The following is a 26,354-nucleotide window of genomic DNA, read 5'->3' on the forward strand; positions in this document are numbered from 1 at the left end:
TTTTTAAACATTGACTTTTGTTAATCAAAATTATATAATTAATGTTGATACAAAAATCTAAGGAGGAGTTATGAAAAAAAAGATTTCTATGGCTTTAGCGTTAATGCTATTTGGAAGTTGTGCATTTGCACTTGATAAAACATTAGAGAAAACTAAAAGTGTTACAGGTATTGATTTACCTACAGCTAAGTGGGTTTTGCCTAAAGCGCTAAATGAGGATGGTACTATAGATGAAAGCAAAATGCCAAAAAATTCTAAATATGCACAAATGGTAATTTTTGGAAATAAAATTCTAAATGAGACTAGTAAATATACAGGACCACAGGCGAAAGATCCTAAAAAAAGATTTGCCGGAAACAATCTTTCTTGTTCTAGTTGTCATGCGGCAGCTGGAAGTATTCCAAATCAAGCCGGTTTTGTGGGTATTTGGGGAAGATTTCCGCAATATAATGCAAGAGCAGATAAGGTTATAACTTTAGCTGACAGAATCAATGGCTGTTATGAAAGATCTATGAATGGTAAGCGTATGCCAGAAAATTCTCCTGAAATGAAAGCAATGCTTACTTACATGCAATGGCTTTCTCAAGGTATTCCGGTCGGTGCTAAAATTCAAGGACAAAGTCTTAAGAAAATAGATTATATTTCAAGAGCTGCAGATCCTAAAAAAGGAGAAAAAATTTATCAAGAAAAATGTGCTGCTTGTCATCAAGAAAATGGGTTAGGTCTTAAAAATGAAGACAGTGCTGGAGCATATTATTTATATCCACCATTATGGGGAAAAGATAGCTATAATACCGGAGCTGGAATGTATCGTTTAATCAAGGCAGCTTCTTATATAAAAGAAAATATGCCACAAGGTGCACCAGATTTAACTCTTGAGCAAGCTTATGATGTAGCTGCTTATATGAATTCGCAAACTCGCCCAATTAAAGCAAATAGAGATAAAGATTTTCCAGATAGAAAAGTAAAACCTTTGGATATGGATGTAGGACCTTATGATGATAGTTTTTCTACAACCCAACATCGCTATGGCCCTTATAAGCCAATGTTGAAAAAGTAATTTAAAGGCAAGGAAAATTTCTTGCCTTTAAAATTTTTACTATTAAATTTATTTCATGAAGAGCATTTTATTTCAATGTTGTATTATGCAACAATAAGTATTTTTCAGCACTTTAAAAAATTTTGTTCTTATAACTCACTTCATCTTCTATAGCTAAATCCCTTGCTTTGTCTTTTGCATATTTTCTAAAAAATATCAAGTCGCTTGCAACTTGCGTATCTTTTAAACATTTTTTGGTAATCTTACAGCACCCAAAAACACATCTTTAGGAGTTACTCCACTATCCCAAATGGTTTGTAAGATTTGATTGAGTTTATCCTCTGTTAATTCAGTTGCAGTGCCACTCCAATCACCTGCCTCATCAAAAGCTAAAACATTTCCACGTCTTTTGTTTTCAAAGCTTTCTTTATCTTTTGCCACAAAATGAAAAATACCTGCCATTTCTCCGCTTGTGCTTGCTCCTGCTTGAATATAGCTTTTAAAAACTGATTTTTGACATCAGTATCACGACCTAAGCCAAACAAAGCATATTCCATATCTCTTTTATGCTCTATAGTTTTTTTATCGATCTGATACTCCATTTCATTTCCGCCATTTTTAATAGTGCGTCTGAAACCATAGCTTCTGAAATAAAAATTTGTGTTGCATTGGAGGTTTTTTGAGTTGTGTTTTTAGTTTCACCCACAAATTTAGAAAGCTCTAAATTCGCATTCTTTTTTGGTTTTTCAAAAGTATCAGTAATCCAAGAATGCAAAAGAGGACTTGTAGCATTTGAAGTTCCGATTTTATTTAAAATAGGAGTATCTGTTGCTCCAACTTTAATAATCTTTTCATAAATTGAAGGTTTTAATTTAACGTTTTCTGTAGCTGGTGGTGTATAACCAAATGAAGGTAATGCCATTTTAAAATTCTCCTTAGTTTAGTTTTGGAGGATTTTAATAAAAATGGCTGTTTCAAAACTAGGGTGTTTTGAAACAAAATTAAAAAATTTATCAAAATTTTGCTATTTTTTTGAAAAAACCACAAGAATTAAAATTGAGTAAAAAAGATTTTGTGGGAATTATAGGAATGCCTTATCAAACATTAATGAATTGGAAATCCAAAGATGAAACACCCGCTTGGGTTGAACCTTTTTTATATTACTACGAAAAAGGTTTAGCTTTAGATGAGTTATTGAAAATATTAGAAAAGTATAAAAAAGATTAAAAACATCATTAATACAGCTTGGAATATTTTTTGCTTGATAATTTAAAGTAAAAAATGCTAAAATATATAAAAGAAAAGGAGAAAACCAAAATGACGGCAGAAATAGCAAGAAATATTTTTAAAAAAGTTATTGAAGAAAAAGAAAAAATTAATGTTACTTCGACCAATATGAAAGAGTATGAAGATAGTTTGCATAATGGTATTGATGCCGAAGTATCAAAATTTTTAGAAAAATATAAAACTAATAAAGAAGAGTTTGTGTTGGAAATTGAATCAAAAAAAGATGAAGCAAAAAAGCTTTTTGAGAGTATTAATAAATGAGTACACATCAGAAATTAACAGAAGCATCTTTTAATTTTGATGAAGTTGCTAATCTTATTGATATTTGGAATGAATTTTGTAAGCTTTATGAGTTAGAAATTCCTGACAAAGCACAAGAGTTTATTTTAGAAAGTGTAATTAGTCAATATTATGATCATGTTATAGAGCATGGCGTAAGCGTTAAAGGTGTTTGTCCTTATAAAATATTGTCTTGGAGTGGTTATATTTTATGTGAAAATTTATGGAAAACCAATAAAGATTATGCTATTAAAATACTAAGTGCTTCTATATTAGCTATGGATTTTTTACTTGAAAAAGAATATATGAAAACACATAAAGAAATACAGATTAAAGTAATCAATATGGTTAGATCAGAATTAGAAGGTAAAACAAATGTAGGGTTGGGTATGAATGGCTTTTATATGGTTTTTAGGGCAATATCTTACCAGAACTCTCTATTTAAACAAAAGAGTAGCAACGAAGAATAGTTCGTTTATTTTTATCTTTTTAAAAATCCGTTAAATTTATGCTATAATTAACAAAAGGTTGGTTAGCAAATTGTCCGAGCTAACCGCAAAAAAACAATCGGTGAAAGTGTTGTTTTTATCCTTTGTATCTTTCAATAGCCGTAATTATAAAAGTTCTTTTATTTCCTTTAAATTCACTGCTTAAACCTATGATATAATTTGCATTTTTAAATAGGATAGGTTAAAACCAACTTAATTTTATTTTTAACTTTGTTTGTTAGAATTTTGATTAAGAGTTTAAGGGCAGAATCTCGCCCTTTGTAATTGTGAAAGATGTATATAAACTTTTCACTTCTCTTATTGTAATTCATAGCTTGTAACTATCCATGTATTTGTCTTATCTCCTTTCCAGTTATCTTTTATACCTACAACTTTGTTATCAAATTGTATTCTAATTCTACCCTTATTATCTTTTATTAATTTGCCATTTTTGATAATTTCGGATACTAGCTTTAAATCCAACTCAGGATGCTTATCGATAATATGAGATAAACCATAGCCTTTATGTTTTATTTTATCTGTTACTTCTCCCCAAACCAAATCAACATCGCCTAATTCTTTTCTATAAAAAGCACCTGCCACTTGTCCTTGTTTTTCAATGAGTAGTTTTTGTAAAGCACCATTTCCGTCGTGATAATACTCTGCGTAATTATCCCCAAATTCTTTTATAGGTTTGATATTTAGCTTTTCCTCGATTTGCTTTCTCATACGTTCTGGAATATCATGTTTAATTCCTTTGAGAGTGTCTTTTTTGGCATTGATTATAAACCTTCTTGTTAGATTATAATGAATCGGATCTAAATCCATTTCATCTAAATAATCTAAATTAAAATTTTTATTTTCATCCAAATAATCATCATACCTTTGTAGCATATCATCACTATTATCCTTTTTATCTATCTTTATTTTCTCATCTAACTTTTCTTTTACACTTTTCTTGTTCTTTTTCTTTGTTTTTTAGCCTTAACATTCTCTTTTAATTTATCCATTAAGTTTTTTTTAGGCTTAGCTTGGGTAGAATGTTTGCCAGAGAACGACACTTGCTTTGTCTCTGAAGATGCCCTAGATGTCGGTAAGGCTCTCGCATTATTATAATACACTACTTTAGCATTCTTAATTTTATTTCTTATATTATTTTGTTTTTTAGGAGAGTTGCTAATTATAGTCAAGTGGGTTTCGTAGTCTTTACCTATGCTTGTAAAATAAGTTTGGTTGTCTATATTTTTAATAAATATAAAATCATCCTTATCTTTTAATACCACTTGTGGATTTTCTAAAGTTTCTTTTATATGTGGTATGTATTTAACCCTATCTTTTCAATTAGTTTTAATAAGCTTCCTTTTGTAAGTTTTACTTCTCTATCTTTTAAAGCTCTTTTTACTTCTTTTGGTATATTAGGGATATAATCATCATCGATATTTTTAAGCTTAAATGTTTTCAACCATTCGTTTCTAACTTCCTTATTTATACTATATTCTTTTCCATTTTTACCTATAAAATTTAAAGTATTATTTTTAGAATCGGATTTATTCATAAAAAAATTATCGCCTTTGATTAAATCCATTAAGTTTTTTTAGGCTTAGCTTGGGTAGAATTTTTCAAAGAATGCTGTAATAAATCGCCTTCCACATTGGCATTTTTACCTTTAGTGGTTGCAGGAGTTGGCGTCCCTGTCAGCATTTTTTTATTTCTACGATTTAATCTTTCCAGATCTTTATTTTTTGTTTTATTAATATGTATGATTTTGCCACTGTCTTTTTTTATAGCAATATTGCCCACTTTATCATCTTTTAATGGCTTAGCTATTAGTGTAACCTTATCATCATAATTTTTAAAAAAATGAGTAGGATTGTTTTTTATTTCTTTAATTACTCTAAACACATCTGCTTCGCTTTTAAACATTTCAGGGTGCTTTTTAGCCATAGCTTTTAGATTAACAACCCATTCATCATTTAAAACACCAGACACATCATTAACCCATTTTCTACATTAAATTTAGCAGTATAATCACTCTTAGCTTCTTTAGGATTTGCTTTATCTATAAAGAAATTATCGCCTTTGATTAAACCTTTAGTTTTAGAATTAAATTCTTTTCTAGCTTTGATTGCTTCTTCTTTGAGTGTTTTATCCTTAATGCTTGAAATAAATTCTTTAGCCGATTTATTAAAACCTTGTAAAGTGTTAATATTTGCAAAAGCTCTTCTCATTTGTATTCTTGTTCCTGCTCTTTTGCTTATATCCAATAATCTTACAAAATAAAAGGCTATATGATCTGTAAAACTATTCACAAGCATTGTTTTAGCTCTTTCTATAAAATTAGAACTAATTCCATATCCTAGCTCTTTTGCTTTTGAATTTAAAATGCCATCTATTATAGTTTCAAAATTAGAACGTATGTTGTTTATAGATCTTAAAACTTCCATTCGTTCTTGTCCTGTTTTACTTTTTGGTTTATAATTCTCCAAATTATCCATAAATGCTTTATAATTGACTATATATTTAGGATTAGCATTATCCCCTATGTTTATTTTATGTTTTTCTAAGGCTCTAGTTATTATTTGATTGTCTAAAGTCTTAATCTCGTCATCATTAAGCCCTTTGGTTATAGCCTCATAATTCTTTTTAGGATTGGTTTCGTTTAGAAGTTTTTCTATTTCTTTTGTTATTTGTTTTTCACTTCCCTTTAATTTTTCTCCTATTTTGCTTTTATCATAGGTTTTAAAATCCACATAATCTTTTCTTATCTTTTCTAGTGTATTTCTTGCTAATTGTGGATTGTCTGAATTTCTAACCATGCTTTCTAAAAACTCATCTTTAAGACTATTTAAAAAACCTTTATAGTTATGACTTGAACTATCTTTTATTTTCTTGCCTATAGCGTCTATTCTATCATAAATTTCTTTTACGCTTTTGCCATCTAAATCACCCCTTCTAGCTTCATTCATAAATTCTTTTATTTTGGCTGGAGTTGCTTCACTATAAATTCCATAATTTTCTGCAATATCATCTAAGGCTTGTTTGTCTATAACTACACCTTTTTGATTTAATTTATCTAATTCTTCAAGTCCTTTTCCAAATTCCTCATAAGCTCTTTTGGCTCTAGTATCTCTTAAAGTATAAAGTTCATCAGCTTTAGAAATATTATTCAAATTTAGCTCTTTTAATATCGCTTCATCTTGCAAGTGTAAAGAAGTTCCTAGTTTATTTGCTAACTTAGGATTGTTTGCTAAAATTATATTTAGATAGCTACATGTTCTTTTGAAAATACCCTTACAGATCTTAAAAAACTTCTTGAAAATAAATTTGATTTAGCAAAAGAGTTAGAAATTCTTTTTAATGTAAAAATAGATAATGACAATACAAATAACAATTCTAATAGCAATAACAATAATTCTAATGATAACAATTCCAATACCAATCATCTTAATAAATTAAGTTCTAAAACTAAACATAGAAGTGTGGATGTTAAGGTGTAGAAGTTTTTACTTGATATAGAGTTTTGTATTATTAAATGCTTTAAAATTTAACGATAGTTTTTTATAAAATTTTTTAAAATAACCCCATCAACTCTTAAATTATAAGCTTTTTCCAAGTTATCAAAATTTTCTACTATTACTAAAATTTTGCTATCAAAAAGGTAGAATTCAGCTACTTCTGAAGCAAATTTTGCTAATTTTTCATCTTTAAAGATTAAAAATTTTGCCTCAAGTGCATTGCTTAAAAAAATTTCATTTTTGTTTTGTATAAAAATAGCAAAATCCAAATTTTCATTTTTTGCTTTTTGGATAATTTTTTCATCATAAAAAAAACAAGAAATTTGATCGTTTTGCAAATTTTCAATTTTTTTTATAAAATTAAAACTTAAATTTTTTACCAAAGGATGTCCAAGAATTAGCATATTAATTCGCCTTTAAATGATTTTTAAAATTTTAGTTAAATTTTACTTATAAAAAAATTTGCATACTAGAAATTATAAATAAAATATTTTTATAAGAAAATAGGAGGATATTTTGTTTATTCAGGAGCATAAAAATTTTAGGCCTATAAAACCAATTTCTAAGATAGTTTGGTTGTTGAATGCAACACTTTTACTTTGTTTTTTAATCTTATTTTTTTACTTTAGTTTTAAAGTGAGTATTTATCATTTCGATTTTACTTTGTTGCTGGAATATAAAAAAACAATTTTTAGTGGATTTTTAAATACTTTATTGATCAGTTTTTTTGCTCTAGGATGTAGTATTTTTTTTGGTTTGATGATTTGTTTTTTTAGCTTGAGTAGATTTATAGTAGTGAGATTTTTTGCTTTATTTTATATCGAAATCATTCGTGGAACACCTTTGCTTGTTCAGGTGTTATTGATTTATTATATTATCGCTAATAATTTAGGTTTTGATAATAGATATTTTGTAGGGATATTTATCCTTTCTTTGTTTTCTGGAGCGTATCTGGCTGAAATTTTTAGATCAGGAATTCTTAGCATTGCTTTGATTCAAATAGAAAGTGCAAGAGCTTTAGGACTAAGCGAAAGACAAATTTTATTTTATGTGATTTTTCCTCAGGCTTTAAAAAATATTTTAGCTCCTATTAGTGGACAATTGGCTAATCTTATTAAAGATAGTTCTTTATTGAGTGTGATCGCTGTAAATGAATTAACACAAAATGTTCAAGAGGTTAATTCTTATGTTTTTGCTACACTTGAAGGTTATATTGTTTTAGCGATAACTTATCTCATTTTAACTTTGCCTATAAGTTTATTTTCACGTTATTTAGAAAGAAAATATTAAAAATAAAAAAGATCCTTGACAAATTAAGATATATTTTGGCATAATCACATTTTTATTTTGTCTCGTTAGCTCAGCCGGTAGAGCATCTCCCTTTTAAGGAGGGGGCCGTTGGTTCGAATCCAACACGGGACACCACTTTTAGGTCGCTTAGCTCAGTTGGTAGAGCGCCACCCTTACAAGGTGGATGTCATAAGTTCGAGTCTTATAGTGACCACCATTTTACTGCTTAGGTGCAGCGGTAGTTCAGCTGGTTAGAATGCCGCCCTGTCACGGCGGAGGTCGCGGGTTCGAGCCCCGTCCGCTGCGCCACTTTTGTCTCGTTAGCTCAGCCGGTAGAGCATCTCCCTTTTAAGGAGGGGGCCGTTGGTTCGAATCCAACACGGGACACCACTTTCGGGTTTAGACCCTTTCGTCTAGTGGCCCAGGACAACACTCTCTCTGTGTGGAAACAGAGGTTCAAATCCTCTAGGGGTCGCCACTTTTAGGTCGCTTAGCTCAGTTGGTAGAGCGCCACCCTTACAAGGTGGATGTCATAAGTTCGAGTCTTATAGTGACCACCATTTTACTGCTTAGGTGCAGCGGTAGTTCAGCTGGTTAGAATGCCGCCCTGTCACGGCGGAGGTCGCGGGTTCGAGCCCCGTCCGCTGCGCCACTTAGATTTTAAAATTTTAATTTTTTTATACTTTGCTTTAAAGCTTTAATAAAATAATCTATATCTTCTTTTTCGTGTGTATAATGCAAACTAACTCTCAGCCATCCTGGTTTTGTTTTAAGCTCTTGATTGTCTTTTAAACCAAGCAAATCGTGCCCATAAGGTCCAGCACATGCACAACCAGCACGTGTTTCTATATGATGGGTTTTGCTTAATTCATAGGCAAGATCATAAGGAGAAATTCCTTTAATATTAAATGAAAAAATAGGTAGGCGATCGGTTAAATTTTTAGCATAAAGGATTAAGTTGGGTATTGTTTGAATTTGTTTAAAAAAATAGTTTTTTAAATATTTATCTTTTTTTTCTATTTGAGAAATTCCTAAAGAATCCTTTATTTTAAAAGCTAAACTAGCACGGATAAGCTGTAAAATTCCAGGAGTTCCACCTTCTTCTAAAATTTCTTCATTACAAAGATAGCATTGAGAAGTTCTTGAGACATAGCCAACCGTTCCTCCTGCGGCAAAGCTAGGCTTACTTCCGCAAAGATTTTTTTTAACCACTAAAAGTCCAGAGCCACCAATGCCTCCGATGAGTTTATGCGAGCTTATAAACAAAGCATCATAATATTTGCAAGATATATTTTTATAGGGGATAAAACTAGAAGCATCAAAAGCTACTATACCTTTATATTTACGCACCAAATCGCTTATGCGTTTATAATCACTCAATATCCCAGTTACATTGGAGGCTAAAGAAAAACTGGCAATGATTTTTCTTTTTTTATTTTTTTCTAAAATTTTTTCTAAAAAATCGAAATCGATTTCGCCAAATTTATTTAAAGGTATTCTTATGCATTCACATAAGCCTTCTCTAAAGGATAGTTCATTAGAATGGTGCTCGTATGGTCCAACGATTACTAAGGGTAAAGCGTTTTTTTTTATTTGAGTGAAATATTTTTCTTTAACTAGTGGAGGCACATAAATTCCAAGTAATTCTTGAAATTTTTTTATAGCACTACTTGATCCTGTTCCACAAGCTATGAGTGCAAATTCTTTATTGAGTTTAAGACTTGTTTTAATATCTTTTCTAGCTTGCTCATAAAATTGTTGAGTTTTAAAAGAATTTAAAGAGCTATCAGAATGCGTGTTTGCATAGGTTGGAAGTATTTTTTCAATTTGTTTTTCTACGCATTTTAAGGCTAAAGCGCTTGCAGTAAAATCAAAATGCAAGACACCTTTTTTAAGTATCAATTCTTTTTTTAAATCCGAAATTTGCAAATACAATCCTTATGAAATTTTGCTAGAATTATACTATAAAAATATTTTTGATTAAAGGAAAAATATAAAATTTAAAGATTTTGCAAATTTTTGTAATACTTCGGTTTTAACAGAAATTTTTAATTTTTATAGTGTTTTTGATGGTTTTGAAGATCTAAAAAAAATAAATTTAGATCAGAATGTGTTTGAAAATATTGAAAATCTTTTGCTTAAAAATTATATAAAAATTAATAATAGTTTTAATTTTGATAAAATTACCTCTTATGCTCTTTCATTATTGGCAAAAAATAATAGAAAGCGTTTTTCCATCAATAGAAATATACAGCACTTTAAAGCGTATTTTATACTGAAATATCTTTTGAAAAATAATATTTTAAAACTTGAATATAGTAAAGAGATAAAAAAACCTAAAAATAAAAGAGAAAAGCTAAAAAAAGAACTAAGATCTTATGTGATACAAGATAAAATTATTTTTCAAAATCATTTTACACGTTTTTTTTATTATTTTTTAAAACCTAATGAAAAATTAATCTTACAAGAGAAATATGATGAAGTTATGAAAATAATTAAAGAAAAATTTGAACTTTATCAAAGTTTTTGTTTTGAACAGCTTTCAAGAGAATTGATTGAGAGAAAATTTCAGATTCATGGAGTACAGAGCTATTGGAATAAAAATTTAGAAATAGATTTATACTACCAAGATGAAAAATTGAGTTTAATCGGGGAGGTAAAATTTAAAAATAAAAAAATTTGCAAAAATATTTTAAATCTTTTGAAATTAAAAGCAAAATCTTTAAATTTGATACCTAATTATTATATTATTATTTCAAAGAATGGTTTCAGTAAAGAATTTTATAAAATGTCCGAACAAAATTTATTTTTGTTGGATTTTAATGATTTTAAAATTTTACTAGAGGATGATGAAAATGAATGAAAATATTTTAAAAAGTTTGGATGCAAACGAAAAAGAAACTTTACAAAAAGGATTAGAAAGCTTAATAGAACAAACCTATGTTATAGAAAATGAATATAAGATTTTAAATGAAAATTACAATTCTTTACGTGCTATGGTTGATGAAATCATTGAATTTTTGCCTAGTGCACTTTGGATTTTGGATAAGGAAAAAAACATTATTTTACAAAATCAAGAAGCTTTAAAAAATCCTAAATTATTAAATAGTATTAGCCTTGAAAAAACACGTGATGAGCTAGAGTTTGATAGCAAGTTTTATGCTGTAAAAATCATAGCACATAATGAAAAAACTATTATTTCAGCTACAGATATTAGCGATGAAAAGCGTAATGAAAGACTTGCTAGCATGGGAAGTGTTGCTGCACATTTAGCACACGAAATAAGAAATCCAATAGGTTCTATATCTTTACTTGCTTCCACTCTTTTTTCGCGAAGTGAGCTTAAAAATAAACATATAGTACTTGAGATGAAAAAAGCCATTGATAGGGTAGAACGTATAGTAAATTCAACTTTATTATTTACAAAAGGTGTGCATATAAATACTTTAAATTTCAATATTTTAGAGCTAAAAGAAGAATGTGAAAGTGCGATCAATTCTTATAATTTTTCTTCTCAAATTGATTTTGATTTGGATTTTTTGGATATGCAAATTTGTGCAGATAAGGCACTTTTGGGATTGGTGTTGCAAAATTTAATTTATAATGCTATTGATGCTATTGAAGAAAATGAATGCGAAAAACCAAAAATTAAAATTACAACTAGTATTAAGCAAAACAAATTATATATTAGAGTTTTTGATAATGGTTGTGAAATTAAAGATGAAAATTTGGTATTTGAAGCATTTAAAACAACAAAACTTAAAGGAAATGGCCTTGGTTTATCCCTTTCTAAAGAAATTATCCATGCTCATAAAGGGGAATTAGGTTTCGAAAAAGATCCTAAAAATTTTTATTTCACCTTACCTTTAAGCAATCAAACTACATAAAACTTGGGGCATCATTAGAAAATAAGATCAAATCTCCATTTTTGGTTTCTTTGGCTAAAGTATTCACAAGTTCAGACTTTTCTTTTAAGATAATTTTTTCAATGCTAAGTTCTTTTTCAAAAATTTCAGCATTGATACTTGCTGTTATGATGGCTAATTCAAAACATTCGTTAATAATTCTAGCAAGTTTAATATTTTCTTCTTTATTCACTTCTATGATTCCAGGGGTAACTAAAATTTTACGACCTTGATAAAGTTTGCACAATTTATAACTCGCACTCATTCCTTTGAAATTTCCATTAAAACCATCATCAATAATAAATTTTGGTTCTTTAGAGATAATCTGTAAACGATGTTCCACAGATTTTATTTTTGAGATATTATTTTTAATAGAATCGAGTTTAATACCTAAATAATGAGCACAAAGTATACAAGCACATAAATTTTGAGCATTAAATTCTCCCAAAATTTGACTTTCAAATTTATGGTTTTTTTGTTCTAAAAATACTTCAAATTTTAAACCATCTAAGTCTGAATTTATATTGCTTATTTTATCATCATAAAAAGCAATTACTTCGTTTTCTTGTTTTAATGTACTTGTGTGTAAAAAAGCTTTTTCTAGTTTTTTGGAATTAAGGGCTTCAAGTTTTGTTTGTCTGATGCTATCTATACTCTTAAAATATTCTAAATGAGCATTTCCTATTTCTCCAATTATGCAAATTTGAGGTTCTAAAAATCGAGTGATTTCATCAATATCCCCTTTGACCCTTGCACCTGCTTCTGTAATATAAATTTGGGTATCGTTATTTAAATTATTATTAATATCTGAAATTATTCCCATAAGAGTATTTACAGATCTTGGGGTTTTATAAACTTTAAATTCATCTTTTAATAATTCATAAAGGAAATTTTTAATACTGGTTTTACCAAAACTAGCAGTAATAAGGATAATTTTTAATTTTTCATTAGTCTGCAATTTCACTTTGGCTTGTTTTTTATAATATAAATTCGAGAATAAATCATAAATTTTAAGACTAATGAGAGCAAGAGGTAAGCTTAAAAGATTAAAGAGAAAAGATATGCGTAAGGCTAGTATCGCAAAAATTGTGTTATAGGTAAAAATGAAGATAAAAAACCATCTAACCTTATTTGTAAAGATAAGTTTTTTGTCTATGTTTTTATTCCAAAAATATAAAATTGGGGCAAGAATAATAAAATAAATTAAAGAATATAAAGGAAAAACTAAAAACATTAAATATGGAAAAACTAAAAAATATAAATGCCATAGAGGCTTATGATAGTGAAAAAAAACACGTTTTAATTTATAAGAGTACCATTGTAAAGCACTTATAAGATAAAAGGCTATGCAAAAATTGAAAAATAATGAGTTAATAAAATAAAAAGAATTAATAAGCATTATCATCCTTTAATTTTTTCAGCGATAAAAGCAGCATGTTTTAAAAAGAAAAAATGATCTCCCTCTAAGGGATAAAATTCGCTATTTTTAATTAAATAATGCATTATTTCTCCGCTTTTTAAAGGAGTGGCTTTATCACTGATGCCCCAAAAAATACGAGTTTTTACTTTTATTTTAGAAAAACAAGCACTTAAGTCCTCATCCACTACATTTTTAAAAGTTTGATACATCAAAGGGCTTAAATTTGCACCATCTTGACTTGCAAAATAGCGATAAAATTTACCTAAACCAATTTTTTTAAAAAATTTAAATAGAATGATTTTAAAACGCACTTTTAAAGATTTTGGAGCAAGAATTCCGGAATTGGAGAGTAAGATTAATTTTGAATTTTTAAATTCTAAAGCAAGCAAAGCAGCAATCTTACCTCCAAAAGAATGGCCTAAAAATATATCAATATCTATTTTTTTTTCTTTTAAAAATTCCTTAATTATATTTACATAATCACTACTTTTTAAGGCTTTAGCCACGCTTGATTTTCCAAAGCCGGGCAAATCAAGATATAGATGACAAAAATCGTGCAATTCTTTACTAAAAGCTTGTTTCATCAATTCTTTATCAGCTCCCCAGCCATGTAAAATAAGCAAAGTTGTTTTTTGATTATTGTTTATAATTTCGTAACTTAAGTTATAAACATTATCTTTATAATTGATCTGTGTCATTGCCATTTTAGGCCTTTTGATTTTTGTAAATATTTTCTAAGAGCTGCATAGCGTTTTGCAAACGTTCGAATTCTACCATACTGAGCATCACAGCTTCGAATTTGTTATTTTTTAAAATTACAATTTTTCCACTCTCGCTTTTTTTAAGTTTTTCCATAATAGGACTAAAATTACGAACCACTTCAGTAGCTGTATAAATTTCATCTTGTTTAAAAGAAAGCATAAAGATTTTCCAAATACGTTAAATTTTATGTATAATTTAACGTATTTTGACTTAAAAGTTTATAATTTACCCTTTTGTCCATTTATTGAATGAAGAAAATTATAATTTATTTTAATTTTGTTTTCGTTTTTAACATTTTTAGCGAGTTTTTTTAAAATAGTGTTAAAGTCTTTAAAAAGATAGTTAGCCAATGATCCAGGGTTTGGATTGATTTCATTAAGATATACTTCATCATTTAAAATAAAAAAATCACATCGTATTAAAGCCCCTTTAAATAAAGGGTTATAGATTTTTTTAAAATTGTCTTTAAGTTTCGTTTTTAACGTATCGTTTAGATCGGCTTCAATGAGTTCATTATTTCCGGAAAAACTAAGATATTTTTGATCAAAATCTAGAAATTCTTTTTTCTTCGGTTCTTCGATAGTGGAAAAAATAAACTCATCTCCAATCATACAGCCAGCAAGATTGTACTCTTTAATGCCGCTTTTAAATTCTTCTATAACGATATCTGTATCAAATTCAAAGGCCACGTCTTTAGCGTATTCAAATTCTTTTTCATTTTTTACTATACTTATGCCTATACTACTGCCTAATCTTGAAGGTTTTAAAATGCAAGGAAAATTTGGGATAAAATTGTCATTACAATTTTTTCTAAGCATAGAATAATCAAGAGTTTTAATACCTACATTTTTTGCATAAAGTTTGGTAAATTCTTTGTTAAAAGATAATACACTCGCTTCAAGTCTTGGACCTATAAAATTAATGTCAAAAAATTCCATCAAAGAAGCTATTTTTCCATCTTCTCCGTCTCTGCCATGGATAAGATTAATCACACAATCTATATCAATCTTGCTTTCGCCGATAAAATTTTTAACATAAAACCCTTTGTGCTTTAAAATTAATTCTTTTTGTTTTTTATAAGCTTGTGTGCTGAAAGTTTTTGAATTCATTTCTTCGCTAGGAATGAGATAAAATTTTCTTTCTTCATCACAAAATATAAATACTAGATTTGTTTTAAGTATTTTTTTTAAAACTACAGCACTGACTATACTGATTTCGTGTTCATAAGAATTTCCTCCAAAAAGTATTGCGAAATTCATCAATTTTTCTCCTTATACTAATTTTTTAAGCGCTTCTTTTACAAGCTCACTAGTATTTGACGCTGTACAACTATGTAGAATATTTAAAATTTTATCCTGTTTAAAACCTAAGGAAAGTAGTGCTGCGAGTGCCTCGCTTTTTTCATTGCTTATATTATCAAGACTTTTTTTATGATCGCTTAATTCTATTATAATTCTTTTTGCGGTTTTTGCCCCAATCCCTGGAACTTTTTTCAAAGAACTTTCATCACTTAAATTTAAAGCTTGATAAAAAGAATTGACATCCAAGCTCGAACATACTGCCATAGCAGTGGTTGCACCTATGCCATTTACCTTTAAAAGCATTTCGAACATTTTTTGTTCATTTTTATCTAAAAAACCATAAAATTTATTGGAGTCTTCTTTGATAATTTGTGTGATCAAAAGCTCACATTTTTCATTGATTTGAAGTTTGGTTGAACAAAAAAGCGATATAAAAATTCCATAACTTATGCCGCTAGTGCATTTTACAACAATAAAGGTAGGTTCTTTTTGAGTGATTATTCCTTCGATGGCGACAACCATTCTATGTCCTTTTGATCGTAATCTAGTTTTTTGCGAATTTCTATTAATTCTTGGTTGTTTTCTACTCTTTTTTCAAGTCCTATAAATTTTGCACTTTCATTGGTAAAAGAAGAATAGAAAATATCTTTTTTTGGTTCTATGAGTGAAAATCTAATTTCATTCATTTCGCTCCATTTTCCATTTTTATTAATAAATTTTGCATCAAATAATGTTTTTTCAAGCACCAATAGTTCCGAGTGTAACTTCTTCTTAAGTTCTAAAACTTCTTTTTCTTCGTTTTGCAGTTTATTAAATTCATTATTCTGTAAAGAAAATTCTTTTAAAATTTTTTCATATTGAGGAGGTATATTTTTACCTTGATTTTTTAGTTCTGCAACTTTTTTTTCTATATTTAAGACCCCATTTTTGCTTGATGAAATAAAATGTTTTAATTTGCTAATTTTGTGATTTAGTGTAGATATTCTTTCTTTAATTTGCAAAAATTCTTTATCATAATCTTTGTCTAGTGTTTTAACTTTTATATTAAATTTATTATTTTGACCTTTCATATATTCAACAACAGCGCAATCGTAAAATACACAAGTATTATTATTTTCCAAATTTTCTATGTAAATTTTATCTGCTTGTATTGTACCGCCTAAGCTTTTTTTGATTTTTACTTCTTTAGCCTTAATTGTTCCGCCTTCGAGTAAATCTACACTCAATTTTTCACCCTCTGCAAATCCCCTATGAGTTTTAATATAACCTTCTTTTGCATAAATTTGGGCTTTGGAGTGGGTTATACCCTCGATTTTCATTTTTGTTGCTTTTAAATGAGTATTACTACCTACATTTCCAGCTATATTGAGTTCTTCGCACTCTATTCCAACACCTGAATTAACGGCATCTTGCATATCTGAAACAAATTTAATATCAATTTTAATATCCTTATCAAGTCCAGCGCGTATGATACCTATATTTTTAAAATCAACCCCTCTAAATTCAAGAAAATTACCAATATCAAAACGATCTCCATCTTGAATCACAAAACCTTTTTTTAAAGCAATATAATCTGTAAAATTTTCTTGATCTACAGCTTTAAATGCCGGAGAGCAAGTAAATTGGACCTTATTTTCATTAGCACTTAAAACTTTTAAAGTATGTAAATTGAGATTTTTTCCTTCTTTTCCTTGTTTAAATTTGGCATGTCTTAATACGACTTCATTTTCATCTACGGCTATAATACCCGATCTTTTTTCATCGGTAGTATAATTTGTTGTTTTTTCTTTATAGAGTAAAATTAATTTTTCATCTTGACTTTGTTCAGGATCGATTCCTTTTGTTACAACAAGTTGTATGGTCTTATTTAAGGGATTTTTTTTATGCTGGTTGCAAATAGCAATGAGCTCTTTTTTAAAATCAAATATACGAATTCCTATTAAAAATTTAAGTTTAAGCATTTTTTTGTAGATATTTTGCAAAAGCTCTAAGGCTAATTTTTCGTGATATTCCAAAATGCTAAAATCAATTTGTGCGACAATTTTTGTAAGGTTTTTATTAGCTACGAGTTTTATTGCTTTAGAGAAATTATCTTGATTTGTGTTATTGTGAAAAATTTCTATTTTATATTCTTGTTTAATTTGCAGATCATTTCTTAAAAATACTTCATCTTTTTCAAAAAAATTTAAATCTTTTTCAGAAATTTTCTCCCATTTGTTATCACTAAAACAATATTGAGTTGAAAAAGCTAAGAGGTTAAAATCAAGCTCGTTTGAATTAATACTAGTCCTTGAAGAAACCTCTAACAATTCTTGAGTTGGATTTTCAGTATAGGAAATTATTTTTTCATCTAATGTCAAGTTTTTCCTTTAAAATTTTAATCTTTAAAAAGTAAATTATAGTCAATTTTTAATCAATTTTAGTTAAAATAAACTTCTATAATTTGAAAAATTGCAAAAATTTACAATGAAAAATTTAGTATTTAAAAATTTTATTATCAATGCTTTAGGAATTTTATGTTCTCGCGTTTTAGGTTTAGCTAGGGATATTTTAATCGCTCTTTTTTTAGGTGCTGGACTTTATAGCGATATTTTTTTTGTGGCTTTAAAAATGCCCGCTTTTTTTAGAAGAATTTTTGCAGAAGGGGCTTTTGGGCAAAGTTTTTTGCCTAATTTTGTAAAGGCAAGAAAAAAGGGAGCATTTTGTATCAATGTAATGATGCAATTTAGTTTAATTGTATTATTATTTTGCCTTTTGGTGAGTTTTTTTTCTTCTTTTTTTACTAAAATTTTTGCTTTTGGTTTCAATCAAGAAACTATAAACATCGCCTCTCCTTTAGTGGCGATTAATTTTTGGTATTTATTTTTTATTTTTTTAGTTACTTTTTTTGGTGCAATTTTAAATTATAAGCAAAAATTTTTTATCACTTCATTTAGCGCTGCTTTATTTAATCTAAGTATAGTGATTGCTGCATTTTTTGTTGATAAAAATGAACCTTTAAAAACGCTTTATTATTTTTCTTATGCAACGGTTTTAAGTGGTGTAGCACAATTGATTTTGCATTTAATTATCTTAAAAAATAATCCCGTTATTAAAGCAATGATATTAAGCATAAGGTTAAAAAAAGCTAAAACAAAAATGAAATCATTTTATGGAAATTTTTTTCATGGAGTTTTAGGTTCTTCCGCAACTCAAATCAGCTCTCTTTTGGATACTACAATAGCGAGTTTTTTAATCAGCGGAAGTATTTCTTATTTGTATTATGCTAATCGGGTTTTTCAACTTCCTTTAGCACTTTTTGCCATAGCCTTAACTCAAGTTTCTTTTCCTAAAATTTTAAAGCATTTAAAAAGTAACCAAGAAAATTTAGCTTTAAAATTCATGCAAAGAGCGATGATATTTTTAAGTATTTTATTGCTTGTTTCAAGTATTGTAGGTTCTGTTTATTCTTTAGAAATTTGTCAGCTTTTGTTTCAAAGAGGAAATTTTACCCATTCAGATAGCATTGCAACCGCTTATGTTTTAATAGCTTATCTCATAGGACTTCTTCCATTTGGTTTGCAAAAGCTTCTTTCATTATGGCTTTATGCTAAATTCAAACAAAAAACTGCAGCTTTTATAGCTTTTAAGGCTTTATTTATAAGTCTTTTATGTTCGATTGCTTTTATATATTTTATTCAAGATGAAAATTTAAAAGTTATAGGGGTAGCTTTTTCGAGTTCTTTAAGTGCTTTTTATTTGCTTGGAGCTAATATTAAAGAATTTGGTTTTAAGAAATTTTTTGGTTTAATATCATTTAAATTTTGCTTTTTAATTATAATTGCTTTAATAATTTTTACCGCAATACTTTATTTAACAAAGCCTTATATTTTAAATATGTTTATTTGGATTTATATGGGATTTAAGGGGATAATTTGATGAAATTAATGGATAGTGTTAAAAAAGAAAAAATTCATTTAGATCAAAAAAAAATCAATATTTATTTATGCGGTCCTACTGTTTATGATGATGCGCATTTAGGGCATGCTAGAAGTAGTGTTTGCTTTGATTTGTTACGTAGGGTTTTAATCGCACAAGGTTGTGAAGTCAATTTTGTTCGAAATTATACAGACATTGATGATAAAATTTTAAAGAAAGTATCCGAAAGTGGGAAAAGTATCGAGGAATTAACGGGATTTTATATACAAAGCTACGAAGAGGATATGAAAAGATTAAATGTCTTAGATCCTAATTTAAAGCCTAGGGCGACTCATTTTATCGAGGAAATGATTGATTTGATTTCAAGATTAGAAGAAAAAGGTTTTGTTTATGCTTTAGAGGATGGTTTGTATTTTGATACAAGCAAAGATAAAGATTATCTAAGTCTTTCTAAACGTGGTTTAGATGAAAATATTTCCCGTCTTAGTAATAATATCAAGAAAAAAAATGAAAGTGATTTTGTCCTTTGGAAATTCGATGAAAATTTTTATGAAAGCAAATTTGGTAAAGGTCGTCCAGGTTGGCACACAGAATGTGTGGCTATGATTGATTCTATTTTTAAAGATACGCTTGATATTCATGCGGGTGGGATTGATTTGCTTTTTCCTCATCATGAAAATGAATCCGCGCAATGTCGCTGTGGCTGTGAAAGATCTTTAGCAAAAATATGGCTTCACAATGGCTTTGTTAAAATCAATGATGAAAAAATGAGCAAAAGTCTTAATAATAGCTTTTTTTTAAAAGATGCACTTAAGAATTTTATGGGAGAAGTGTTAAGATTTTATCTTTTAAATTCACATTATAGGGTGCATTTTAATTATTCTTTAGAAGATTTATATGCTGCTAAAAAACGTCTTGATAAGTTTTATCGTCTTAAAAAAAGGCTAGATATAGGCGATATTTTGGATTTTGACATTTTAAAAAATATAGAGATAAAAAGCGAAATTTCTAAGCAAGTTTTAGAAATTTTAAGCGATGATTTAAATATTTCTAAAGCTTTAGCTTGCTTAGATGATTTTATTAATAACGCTAATTTACAATTAGACAAAGAAAATAAAAATAAGATTTTAAAACAAAACATTAAAGATTCTTTGGGTGAATTAGCTAAAATTTTTGGTTTTGGTTTTATGGATACAAAGAAATATTTTCAGTGGGGTGTGAGCGAGGATAAAAAGGCTTTTATTGAAAATGAAATTTCAAAAAGAAATGAAGCAAAAAAAGAAAAAGATTTTAAAAAAGCTGATGAGATAAGAGAGGCTTTAGCTAACGAAGGTATCCTTTTGCAAGATACACCAAATGGAACAATTTGGGAGTATGAAAATGCATAAAGAAATGACCTTAAAGGATGTTTTAATCCGTTTTAAGCCTTTTTATAAAAAATATTGGAAGCAATTTTTTATTGTCGGCATTGGCATACTTTTGACAAGTGGCGGTACTTCAGCAACTGCCTATATGATAAAGCCTATTTTAGATCAAATTTTTATAGAAAAAAAAGAGACAATGCTTTATTTTGTTCCTTTTTTATTTGTTTTGGTTTATTTTCTTAAAAATGCAGGTTCTTATTTGCAAACTTACTATATCTCTTATATTGGTACAGATATGTTAAGAGTTTTGCGTTCTAAGGTTTTAAAAAATATTTTGCGTTTGGATATGGATTTTTTTAAGCAACATAGAAGCGGTGAGCTAATAAGTCGTTGTACCAACGACATAGGTGCTTTACAAAGCATTGTTTCTAATATTATTCCAGATTTCTTAACTCAATTAATTACCGCCATAGGACTTTTAGGTGTGGTTGTGATCCAAAGTCCAAAATTAGCTTTTTTTGCTTTAATTGTTTTACCGATTGCTATTATTCCTTTATTTTATCTTGTTAAAAAACTCAAACTTTATGCAAGAAATATTCAAGAAAAAAACTCTGATCTTTTATCTCGTTTGGGAGAAATCTTTTCAAATATAGAATTAGTAAAAGCCAATAATGCACAAAATAAAGAGAAGGAAAAATTCGATAAAGAAAATGAATCTTTTTGCAAGGTTATTTTAAAAAGTGCAAGAATTGGATCTTTGACAAGTCCTATGATGGAAATTATAGGATCTATTGGGGTTGCTGTTGTTATCATAGTTGGTGGCCATGAGGTGATTAGAGGAAATATGAGTGTTGGAAGCTTTTTTTCTTTTATTTCAGCGCTTTTTTGGGCTTATACACCTATAAAAAGACTTTCGAGCTTATATGGGAGTATTCAAGGAGCTGTAGCAGCTAGTGAACGAACTTTTTATTTGTTGGATTTAGAACCTAAAATCAAAGGCGGGGATAAAAAGTTAAAAAATATAGAAAATATAAAATTTGAAAAAGTGAAATTTGCATACGACAATTCTCCTAGAAATGTTTTAAATGGTATTGATTTTAACTTCAGTAAAGGAGAAATACTTGCACTTGTGGGCACAAGTGGTGGTGGAAAATCTTCTATCATTAATCTTTTGATGTATTTTTATGAAAAAAAAGAGGGTGAAATTTTATTCAATGATTTAGACATCAGTCATTTTAATATTGAAAGCTTAAGAGATAAAATCGGGCTTGTAACTCAAAATATTTATCTTTTTAATGATAGTTTTGCCGAGAATGTAGCCTATAGCGAAAATTTAGATGAAAAAAGAGTGGTTGAAGCCTTAAAACTTGCCAATGCTTATGAATTTGTAGAATCAATGGGCGGAATTTATGCTGAAATAAAAGAGCATGGAAAAAATTTAAGCGGAGGGCAAAAACAACGTATCGCTATCGCTAGAGCTTTGTATAAAAATCCTGATTTATTAATTTTTGATGAAGCAACATCGGCACTTGATAATGAAAGCGAAAGAGCCGTAATGCAAACCATAGAAAATCTTAAAAAAGAAAGATTAATCTTAATGATTGCACATCGATTAAGCACAGTTGAAAATGCTGATAAAATCGTCATTATTGATCAGGGAAAAGTTTTAGCCATCGGAAAAGACGAAGAACTTTTAAAAACTTGCGAGCTTTATCGTAAATTTAAAAATAAAGAAAAGGAAATGAAAGCTTAACTTTATTTAATTTGGTTAAAATTTATATTTATATTTTCTCAAGGAAAAAAGAAATGTATGAACAAATAAAGCCTTTGCTTTTTAAACTTGAACCGGAGTCTGCTCATTATTTAGTAGAACACTCTTTAAGGGGTCTTAGTGCTATTTTTCCAAGTGCGTTGGGTTTGATGGCTAAAAAATTTGTCATCAATGATGCAAGCTTGAAACAAAATTTATTAGGACTTGATTTTAATTCTCCAGTAGGTATAGCAGGTGGTTTTGATAAAAATGGAACTATGGTTAAGCCTTTAAGTGCTTTGGGTTTTGGCTTTTTAGAATACGGAACTTTTACTCCTAGGCCACAAGAAGGAAACGAAAAACCAAGAGTATTTCGCTTAGTAAAACAAGAAAGCATACAAAATGCTATGGGTTTTAACAATAAAGGTTCTTATGAAGTTCGTTCACATGTCTCAAAAGTTTATCCTTTTGTTTTACCCTTAGGTGCAAACATAGGCAAGAATAAAGATAGTGAAAACGCCTTGGAGGATTATTTTATTTTACTAAGAGAATTTAAAGATTTATGCGATTATTTTACTATCAATGTTTCTTCTCCAAATACTAAAAATTTAAGAGCCTTGCAAAATGATGAGTTTTTAACTAGTTTGCTGATTGAAGCAAAACAAATCACATCAAAACCTATTTTCATAAAGATAGCACCTGATTTAGAGATCCCTATAGCCATCGCTCTTTGTCAGCAAGCTATAGAAAAAGGTGCGGATGGTTTTATAATTGCTAATACAAGCACTGATTATTCCTTGATTGATAATGGAAGGACTTTCGGAGGAATTAGCGGCAAATTAATACAAGAAAAAAATAGCTTTTTCTTTAAAGAATTAGCTAAAGAACTTTTTTCGCATACTCTTTTAATTTCTTGTGGGGGTATTGATAGCGGAAAAGAAGCGTATGAACGTATAAAAAATGGGGCTAATTTGATTCAAATTTATACTGCTTTAATCTTTAAAGGTCCAAGTATAGTGAAAAATATCAATGAAGAATTGATTTCTTTATTAAGACAAGATGGATTTATGCATATTAGCGAAGCCGTAGGAGTTAATCTTAAATGATTGCTTTTGAAAAAATTCGTTTAAAAAATAAACTTGAAGTTTATGCTTTTCCTGTAAATAAAAATAGCGATGTGATCAGTGTTGATATCTTTTATAAAGTGGGATCAAGAAATGAGATCATGGGTAAAAGTGGAATTGCCCATATGCTTGAACATTTAAATTTCAAGAGTACAAAAAACCTTAAAGCCGGCGAATTTGATGAAATCGTTAAAAGCTTTGGGGGTTTGGATAATGCAAGTACAGGCTTTGATTATACACATTATTACATAAAATGCGCTAAAAAAAATTTGGATAAAGCTTTAGGGCTTTTTGCTGAATTAATGGCTAATTTAAATTTAAAAGATGAAGAATTTCAGCCTGAAAGAAAGGTTGTTTTAGAAGAGCGTAGATGGAGAACGGATAACAATCCACTTGGTTATTTGTATTTTAGACTTTTCAATCATGCTTTTATGTATCATCCTTACCATTGGACTCCAATAGGATTTTATAAAGATATAGAAAATTGGACTATTGAAGATATTAGAGATTTTCATAGTGTGTATTATCAACCTAAAAATGCTATTTTGCTTGTTAGTGGAGATATAGAGTATCAAGAAGTTTTTGATCTTTCTAAAAAGCATTTTGAAAATATTAAAAATACAAAAACTATCCCAAAAATTCACACACAAGAACCTAAGCAAGATGGCGCAAAAAGAATTATTATTAAAAAAGAAACTCAAACTCAAATACTTGGCATAGCATTTAAAATTCCAAATTTTAAACACAAGGATATTCCAGCTTTAAATGCCTTATCAGAACTCTTAGGAAGTGGAAAAAGTTCCATTATAAATGAAATTTTAATAGATAAACTTCATTTAATCAATGATTTTTACGCCTTTGCTAATGATTGCATTGATGAAAATTTATTTATTTTTATTTGTAATTGTAATGTAGGGATTAAAGCTGAAGAGGTTGAAAAGGAACTTTGGAAAATTTTAGAGCAAATCAAAAAAGGAAAATTTACAGAAAAAGATTTACAAAAAATTAAAAATAATATAAAAAGTGATTTTATTTTTTCACTTGATACAGCAAGCGCGGTTTCTAATATTTATGGTTCTTATTTGGCAAGAGGGGATTTAAAACCTTTATTAAATTATGAAGAAAAAATAGAAAAACTGACTTTATTGGATTTGCAAAAATGTGCTAAAAAATATTTTGGTGAAGAAAATTCCACAACTTTGATTTTAAGAAAGGATTAAAATGGATAAAAATGCCATCATTGGGGCGATGACAGCACTTGTTACCCCATTTAAAAATAATAAAATCGATGAGCAATGCTATGCAAAACTTATTCAAAGACAAATTGATAATGGAATTAATGCCGTAGTGCCCGTGGGTACGACTGGAGAAAGTGCGACTTTAACCCATGATGAACATAAGGCTTGTATTGAAATTGCAGTAGAAGTTTGTAAAAATACAAAAGTTAAAGTTTTAGCAGGGGCTGGAAGTAATGCGACGCACGAAGCTGTCGATTTGGCGCAATTTGCAAGAGATTGTGGAGCCGATGGAATTTTAAGCGTGGCTCCGTATTATAACAAACCAACTCAAAAAGGACTTTATGAACATTATAAAGCAATTGCAATGAGTGTGGATATTCCTGTTCTTTTATATAATGTTCCAGGAAGAACAGGTTGTGATATTGCTACAGAAACTGCTATTGATCTTTTTAGAACTTGTGAAAATATTTATGGAATTAAAGAAGCAAGTGGAAGTATCGACAAGTGCGTGGATTTGCTTGCGCATGAACCTAAGATGGTTTTAATCAGTGGCGAAGATGCGATTAATTATCCTATACTTTCAAATGGTGGAAAGGGAGTGATTTCAGTAACCTCAAATTTATTACCCGATAGAATCAGTATGCTAACACATAGGGCTTTGGAGGAAAATTACAAAGAAGCAAAACAAATCAATGATGAACTTTATAATATTAATAAAATTTTATTTTGCGAAAGCAATCCAATCCCTATAAAAACAGCGATGCATATAGCCGGATTGATAGAAAATTTAGAATTTAGACTCCCACTTTGTCCTCCTAGTAAAGAAAACTATGCTAAAATACAAGAAGTGATGAAGCAATATAATATTAAAGGATTTTAATGAATCAAGAATTTCAAGGAAAAACTTTAGTGATTAGTGGTGGAACGCGTGGAATTGGCAAAGCTATTGTATATGAATTTGCTAAAGCAGGTGCAAATATAGCTTTTACATATAATTCTAATGCACAAATTGCAGAAGAAATGATAAAAGATTTAGAAACAAACTATAAAATTAAAGCAAAAGCTTATGAATTTAATATCTTAGAACCAGAAACTTATAAAGAACTTTTTGAAAAAATTGATCAAGATTTTGAACGCATAGATTATTTCATTTCAAATGCGATCATTTCAGGTCGTGCGGTAGTTGGCGGATATACTAAATTTATGAAATTAAAACCTAAGGGAATTAATAATATCTTTACTGCAACAGTTAATGCTTTTGTCGTTGGTGCCCAAGAAGCCGCTAAGAGAATGGAAAAAGTAGGGGGAGGAAGTATTATTTCTATTTCTTCTACTGGAAATTTGGTTTATATAGAAAATTATGCAGGCCATGGAACAGCAAAAGCAGCAGTAGAAGCTATGGCAAGATATGCAGCCACTGAACTTGGAGAAAAAAATATCCGTGTGAATGTTGTCAGTGGTGGTCCTATTGAAACGGATGCTTTGAGAGCTTTTACAAATTATGAGGAAGTTAAACAAGCTACTATTGATTTAAGTCCGCTTAATCGTATGGGGCAGCCTGAAGATTTAGCTGGCGCTTGTCTTTTTCTTTGCTCTTCAAAAGCAAGTTGGGTAACTGGACATACTTTCATCGTGGATGGTGGAACTACATTTAAATAAAATTTATCATCTTGA

General features: G+C 28.9%; 22 protein-coding genes, 7 tRNA genes and 2 pseudogenes. 21 read left to right on the top strand and 10 right to left on the bottom strand.

Annotated features, from left to right (window positions below; translation table 11 throughout):
- Nucleotides 1–70: 70 nt before the first annotated feature.
- Nucleotides 71–1,060 carry a c-type cytochrome gene (locus CQA76_RS03685; RefSeq protein ID WP_137622109.1) on the top strand — a complete coding sequence of 330 codons (990 nt, stop codon included), beginning with the start codon at nt 71–73 and terminating at the stop codon, nt 1,058–1,060.
- 246 nt (nt 1,061–1,306) lie between these two features.
- On the opposite strand, the pseudogene CQA76_RS09325 reads toward CQA76_RS03685, so the two are convergent.
- Nucleotides 1,307–1,961, bottom strand: a pseudogene (locus CQA76_RS09325) (SU10 major capsid protein); the annotation flags it as partial.
- Between the two features lie 134 nt (nt 1,962–2,095).
- On the opposite strand from CQA76_RS09325, the gene CQA76_RS03695 reads away from it, so the two are divergent.
- The 3 genes from CQA76_RS03695 (at nt 2,096) to CQA76_RS03705 (ending at nt 3,075) form a co-directional block, all read left to right on the top strand.
- Nucleotides 2,096–2,266 carry a hypothetical protein gene (locus CQA76_RS03695; protein ID WP_232364889.1) on the top strand — a complete coding sequence of 57 codons (171 nt, stop codon included), beginning with the start codon at nt 2,096–2,098 and terminating at the stop codon, nt 2,264–2,266.
- A gap of 90 nt (nt 2,267–2,356) precedes the next feature.
- Nucleotides 2,357–2,587: a hypothetical protein gene (locus CQA76_RS03700; protein ID WP_170999708.1), complete on the top strand. Its 231-nt coding sequence runs from the start codon at nt 2,357–2,359 to the stop codon at nt 2,585–2,587.
- Nucleotides 2,584–3,075, top strand: a complete 492-nt coding sequence (locus CQA76_RS03705) for a hypothetical protein (protein ID WP_137622112.1) — start codon at nt 2,584–2,586, stop codon at nt 3,073–3,075. The genes CQA76_RS03700 and CQA76_RS03705 overlap by 4 nt, the downstream gene beginning before the upstream one ends.
- 336 nt (nt 3,076–3,411) lie before the next feature.
- Here the strand turns inward: CQA76_RS03705 and CQA76_RS09470 are convergent.
- Together CQA76_RS09470 and CQA76_RS03720 are read right to left on the bottom strand one after the other, a co-directional pair.
- Nucleotides 3,412–5,219 (bottom strand): annotated as a pseudogene (locus CQA76_RS09470) (putative barnase/colicin E5 family endoribonuclease); the annotation flags it as partial.
- A gap of 1,418 nt (nt 5,220–6,637) precedes the next feature.
- Nucleotides 6,638–7,012: a hypothetical protein gene (locus CQA76_RS03720; RefSeq protein WP_137622113.1), complete on the bottom strand. Its 375-nt coding sequence runs from the start codon at nt 7,010–7,012 to the stop codon at nt 6,638–6,640.
- Nucleotides 7,013–7,124: 112 nt separating this feature from the next.
- Between CQA76_RS03720 and CQA76_RS03725 the strand changes: the two genes are divergently transcribed.
- The 8 genes from CQA76_RS03725 (at nt 7,125) to CQA76_RS03760 (ending at nt 8,550) form a co-directional block, all read left to right on the top strand.
- The gene (locus CQA76_RS03725; RefSeq protein WP_137622114.1) at nt 7,125–7,898 is read left to right on the top strand and encodes an amino acid ABC transporter permease; all 774 of its coding nucleotides are present in this window, start codon (nt 7,125–7,127) and stop codon (nt 7,896–7,898) included.
- 59 nt (nt 7,899–7,957) lie between these two features.
- Nucleotides 7,958–8,033 (top strand) — tRNA-Lys (locus CQA76_RS03730).
- Between the two features lie 6 nt (nt 8,034–8,039).
- Nucleotides 8,040–8,115, top strand: a tRNA-Val gene (locus tag CQA76_RS03735).
- A 15-nt stretch (nt 8,116–8,130) separates the two neighbouring features.
- Nucleotides 8,131–8,207, top strand: a tRNA-Asp gene (locus CQA76_RS03740).
- Between the two features lie 5 nt (nt 8,208–8,212).
- Nucleotides 8,213–8,288, top strand: a tRNA-Lys gene (locus CQA76_RS03745).
- Nucleotides 8,289–8,300: 12 nt separating this feature from the next.
- A tRNA-Arg gene (locus tag CQA76_RS03750) sits at nt 8,301–8,376 on the top strand.
- Nucleotides 8,377–8,382: 6 nt separating this feature from the next.
- Nucleotides 8,383–8,458: transfer RNA gene (locus tag CQA76_RS03755), tRNA-Val, on the top strand.
- A gap of 15 nt (nt 8,459–8,473) precedes the next feature.
- Nucleotides 8,474–8,550: transfer RNA gene (locus CQA76_RS03760), tRNA-Asp, on the top strand.
- An 8-nt stretch (nt 8,551–8,558) separates the two neighbouring features.
- On the opposite strand, the gene CQA76_RS03765 is transcribed toward CQA76_RS03760, so the two are convergent.
- Nucleotides 8,559–9,833, bottom strand: coding sequence for an aminotransferase class V-fold PLP-dependent enzyme (locus CQA76_RS03765; RefSeq protein ID WP_137622115.1), 1,275 nt, complete (start codon nt 9,831–9,833; stop codon nt 8,559–8,561).
- Between the two features lie 175 nt (nt 9,834–10,008).
- Here CQA76_RS03765 and CQA76_RS03770 point away from each other — a divergent pair, with 175 nt between their 5' ends.
- Complete coding sequence (locus tag CQA76_RS03770) at nt 10,009–10,761, top strand: DUF234 domain-containing protein (protein WP_137622116.1); 753 nt, start codon at nt 10,009–10,011, stop codon at nt 10,759–10,761.
- On the top strand, nt 10,754–11,785 hold the full coding sequence (locus CQA76_RS03775; protein ID WP_137622117.1) for a fla regulon two-component system sensor histidine kinase FlgS: 1,032 nt from the start codon (nt 10,754–10,756) through the stop codon (nt 11,783–11,785). The genes CQA76_RS03770 and CQA76_RS03775 overlap by 8 nt, the downstream gene beginning before the upstream one ends.
- Here the strand turns inward: CQA76_RS03775 and CQA76_RS03780 are convergent.
- Genes CQA76_RS03780 through CQA76_RS03805 form a run of 6 tightly spaced genes read right to left on the bottom strand, consistent with a single transcriptional unit; the run spans nt 11,778 to nt 17,646 of the window.
- On the bottom strand, nt 11,778–13,202 hold the full coding sequence (locus CQA76_RS03780; RefSeq protein ID WP_137622118.1) for a Mur ligase family protein: 1,425 nt from the start codon (nt 13,200–13,202) through the stop codon (nt 11,778–11,780). The two genes, CQA76_RS03775 and CQA76_RS03780, sit on opposite strands and share 8 nt — an antisense overlap.
- Before the next feature lie 2 nt (nt 13,203–13,204).
- Nucleotides 13,205–13,927, bottom strand: coding sequence for an alpha/beta fold hydrolase (locus CQA76_RS03785; protein ID WP_137622119.1), 723 nt, complete (start codon nt 13,925–13,927; stop codon nt 13,205–13,207).
- 1 nt (nt 13,928) lies between these two features.
- Nucleotides 13,929–14,144 (bottom strand): type II toxin-antitoxin system Phd/YefM family antitoxin, encoded by a 216-nt coding sequence (locus tag CQA76_RS03790; protein WP_137622120.1) that lies wholly within the window; start codon nt 14,142–14,144, stop codon nt 13,929–13,931.
- A 59-nt stretch (nt 14,145–14,203) separates the two neighbouring features.
- Nucleotides 14,204–15,244: a D-alanine--D-alanine ligase gene (locus CQA76_RS03795; protein WP_137622121.1), complete on the bottom strand. Its 1,041-nt coding sequence runs from the start codon at nt 15,242–15,244 to the stop codon at nt 14,204–14,206.
- A gap of 12 nt (nt 15,245–15,256) precedes the next feature.
- Nucleotides 15,257–15,808, bottom strand: coding sequence for a Holliday junction branch migration protein RuvA (gene ruvA / locus CQA76_RS03800; protein ID WP_137622122.1), 552 nt, complete (start codon nt 15,806–15,808; stop codon nt 15,257–15,259).
- Complete coding sequence (locus tag CQA76_RS03805; protein ID WP_137622123.1) at nt 15,784–17,646, bottom strand: flagellar assembly protein A; 1,863 nt, start codon at nt 17,644–17,646, stop codon at nt 15,784–15,786. The genes ruvA and CQA76_RS03805 overlap by 25 nt, the downstream gene beginning before the upstream one ends.
- 106 nt (nt 17,647–17,752) lie before the next feature.
- On the opposite strand from CQA76_RS03805, the gene murJ reads away from it, so the two are divergent.
- From murJ to CQA76_RS03840, 7 genes are read left to right on the top strand one after another with little or no spacing between them, the layout of a single operon-like run.
- Nucleotides 17,753–19,204 carry a murein biosynthesis integral membrane protein MurJ gene (gene murJ / locus CQA76_RS03810; RefSeq protein ID WP_137622124.1) on the top strand — a complete coding sequence of 484 codons (1,452 nt, stop codon included), beginning with the start codon at nt 17,753–17,755 and terminating at the stop codon, nt 19,202–19,204.
- A complete protein-coding gene (gene cysS, locus CQA76_RS03815) occupies nt 19,204–20,592 on the top strand; it encodes a cysteine--tRNA ligase (RefSeq protein WP_137622125.1) in 1,389 nt (462 codons plus the stop codon). The genes murJ and cysS overlap by 1 nt, the downstream gene beginning before the upstream one ends.
- Nucleotides 20,585–22,321 carry an ABC transporter ATP-binding protein gene (locus CQA76_RS03820; RefSeq protein WP_137622126.1) on the top strand — a complete coding sequence of 579 codons (1,737 nt, stop codon included), beginning with the start codon at nt 20,585–20,587 and terminating at the stop codon, nt 22,319–22,321. Before cysS ends, CQA76_RS03820 begins: the two co-directional genes overlap by 8 nt.
- A gap of 53 nt (nt 22,322–22,374) precedes the next feature.
- Nucleotides 22,375–23,424, top strand: coding sequence for a quinone-dependent dihydroorotate dehydrogenase (locus CQA76_RS03825; protein ID WP_137622127.1), 1,050 nt, complete (start codon nt 22,375–22,377; stop codon nt 23,422–23,424).
- Nucleotides 23,421–24,662: a M16 family metallopeptidase gene (locus CQA76_RS03830; protein WP_137622128.1), complete on the top strand. Its 1,242-nt coding sequence runs from the start codon at nt 23,421–23,423 to the stop codon at nt 24,660–24,662. The genes CQA76_RS03825 and CQA76_RS03830 overlap by 4 nt, the downstream gene beginning before the upstream one ends.
- 1 nt (nt 24,663) lies before the next feature.
- Nucleotides 24,664–25,560, top strand: coding sequence for a 4-hydroxy-tetrahydrodipicolinate synthase (gene dapA, locus CQA76_RS03835; RefSeq protein WP_137622129.1), 897 nt, complete (start codon nt 24,664–24,666; stop codon nt 25,558–25,560).
- The gene (locus tag CQA76_RS03840; protein WP_137622130.1) at nt 25,560–26,339 is read left to right on the top strand and encodes an enoyl-ACP reductase; all 780 of its coding nucleotides are present in this window, start codon (nt 25,560–25,562) and stop codon (nt 26,337–26,339) included. The genes dapA and CQA76_RS03840 overlap by 1 nt, the downstream gene beginning before the upstream one ends.
- Nucleotides 26,340–26,354: the final 15 nt, after the last annotated feature.

It is taken from the genome of Campylobacter aviculae, assembly GCF_005406215.1.
Lineage (GTDB): Bacteria > Campylobacterota > Campylobacteria > Campylobacterales > Campylobacteraceae > Campylobacter_D > Campylobacter_D aviculae.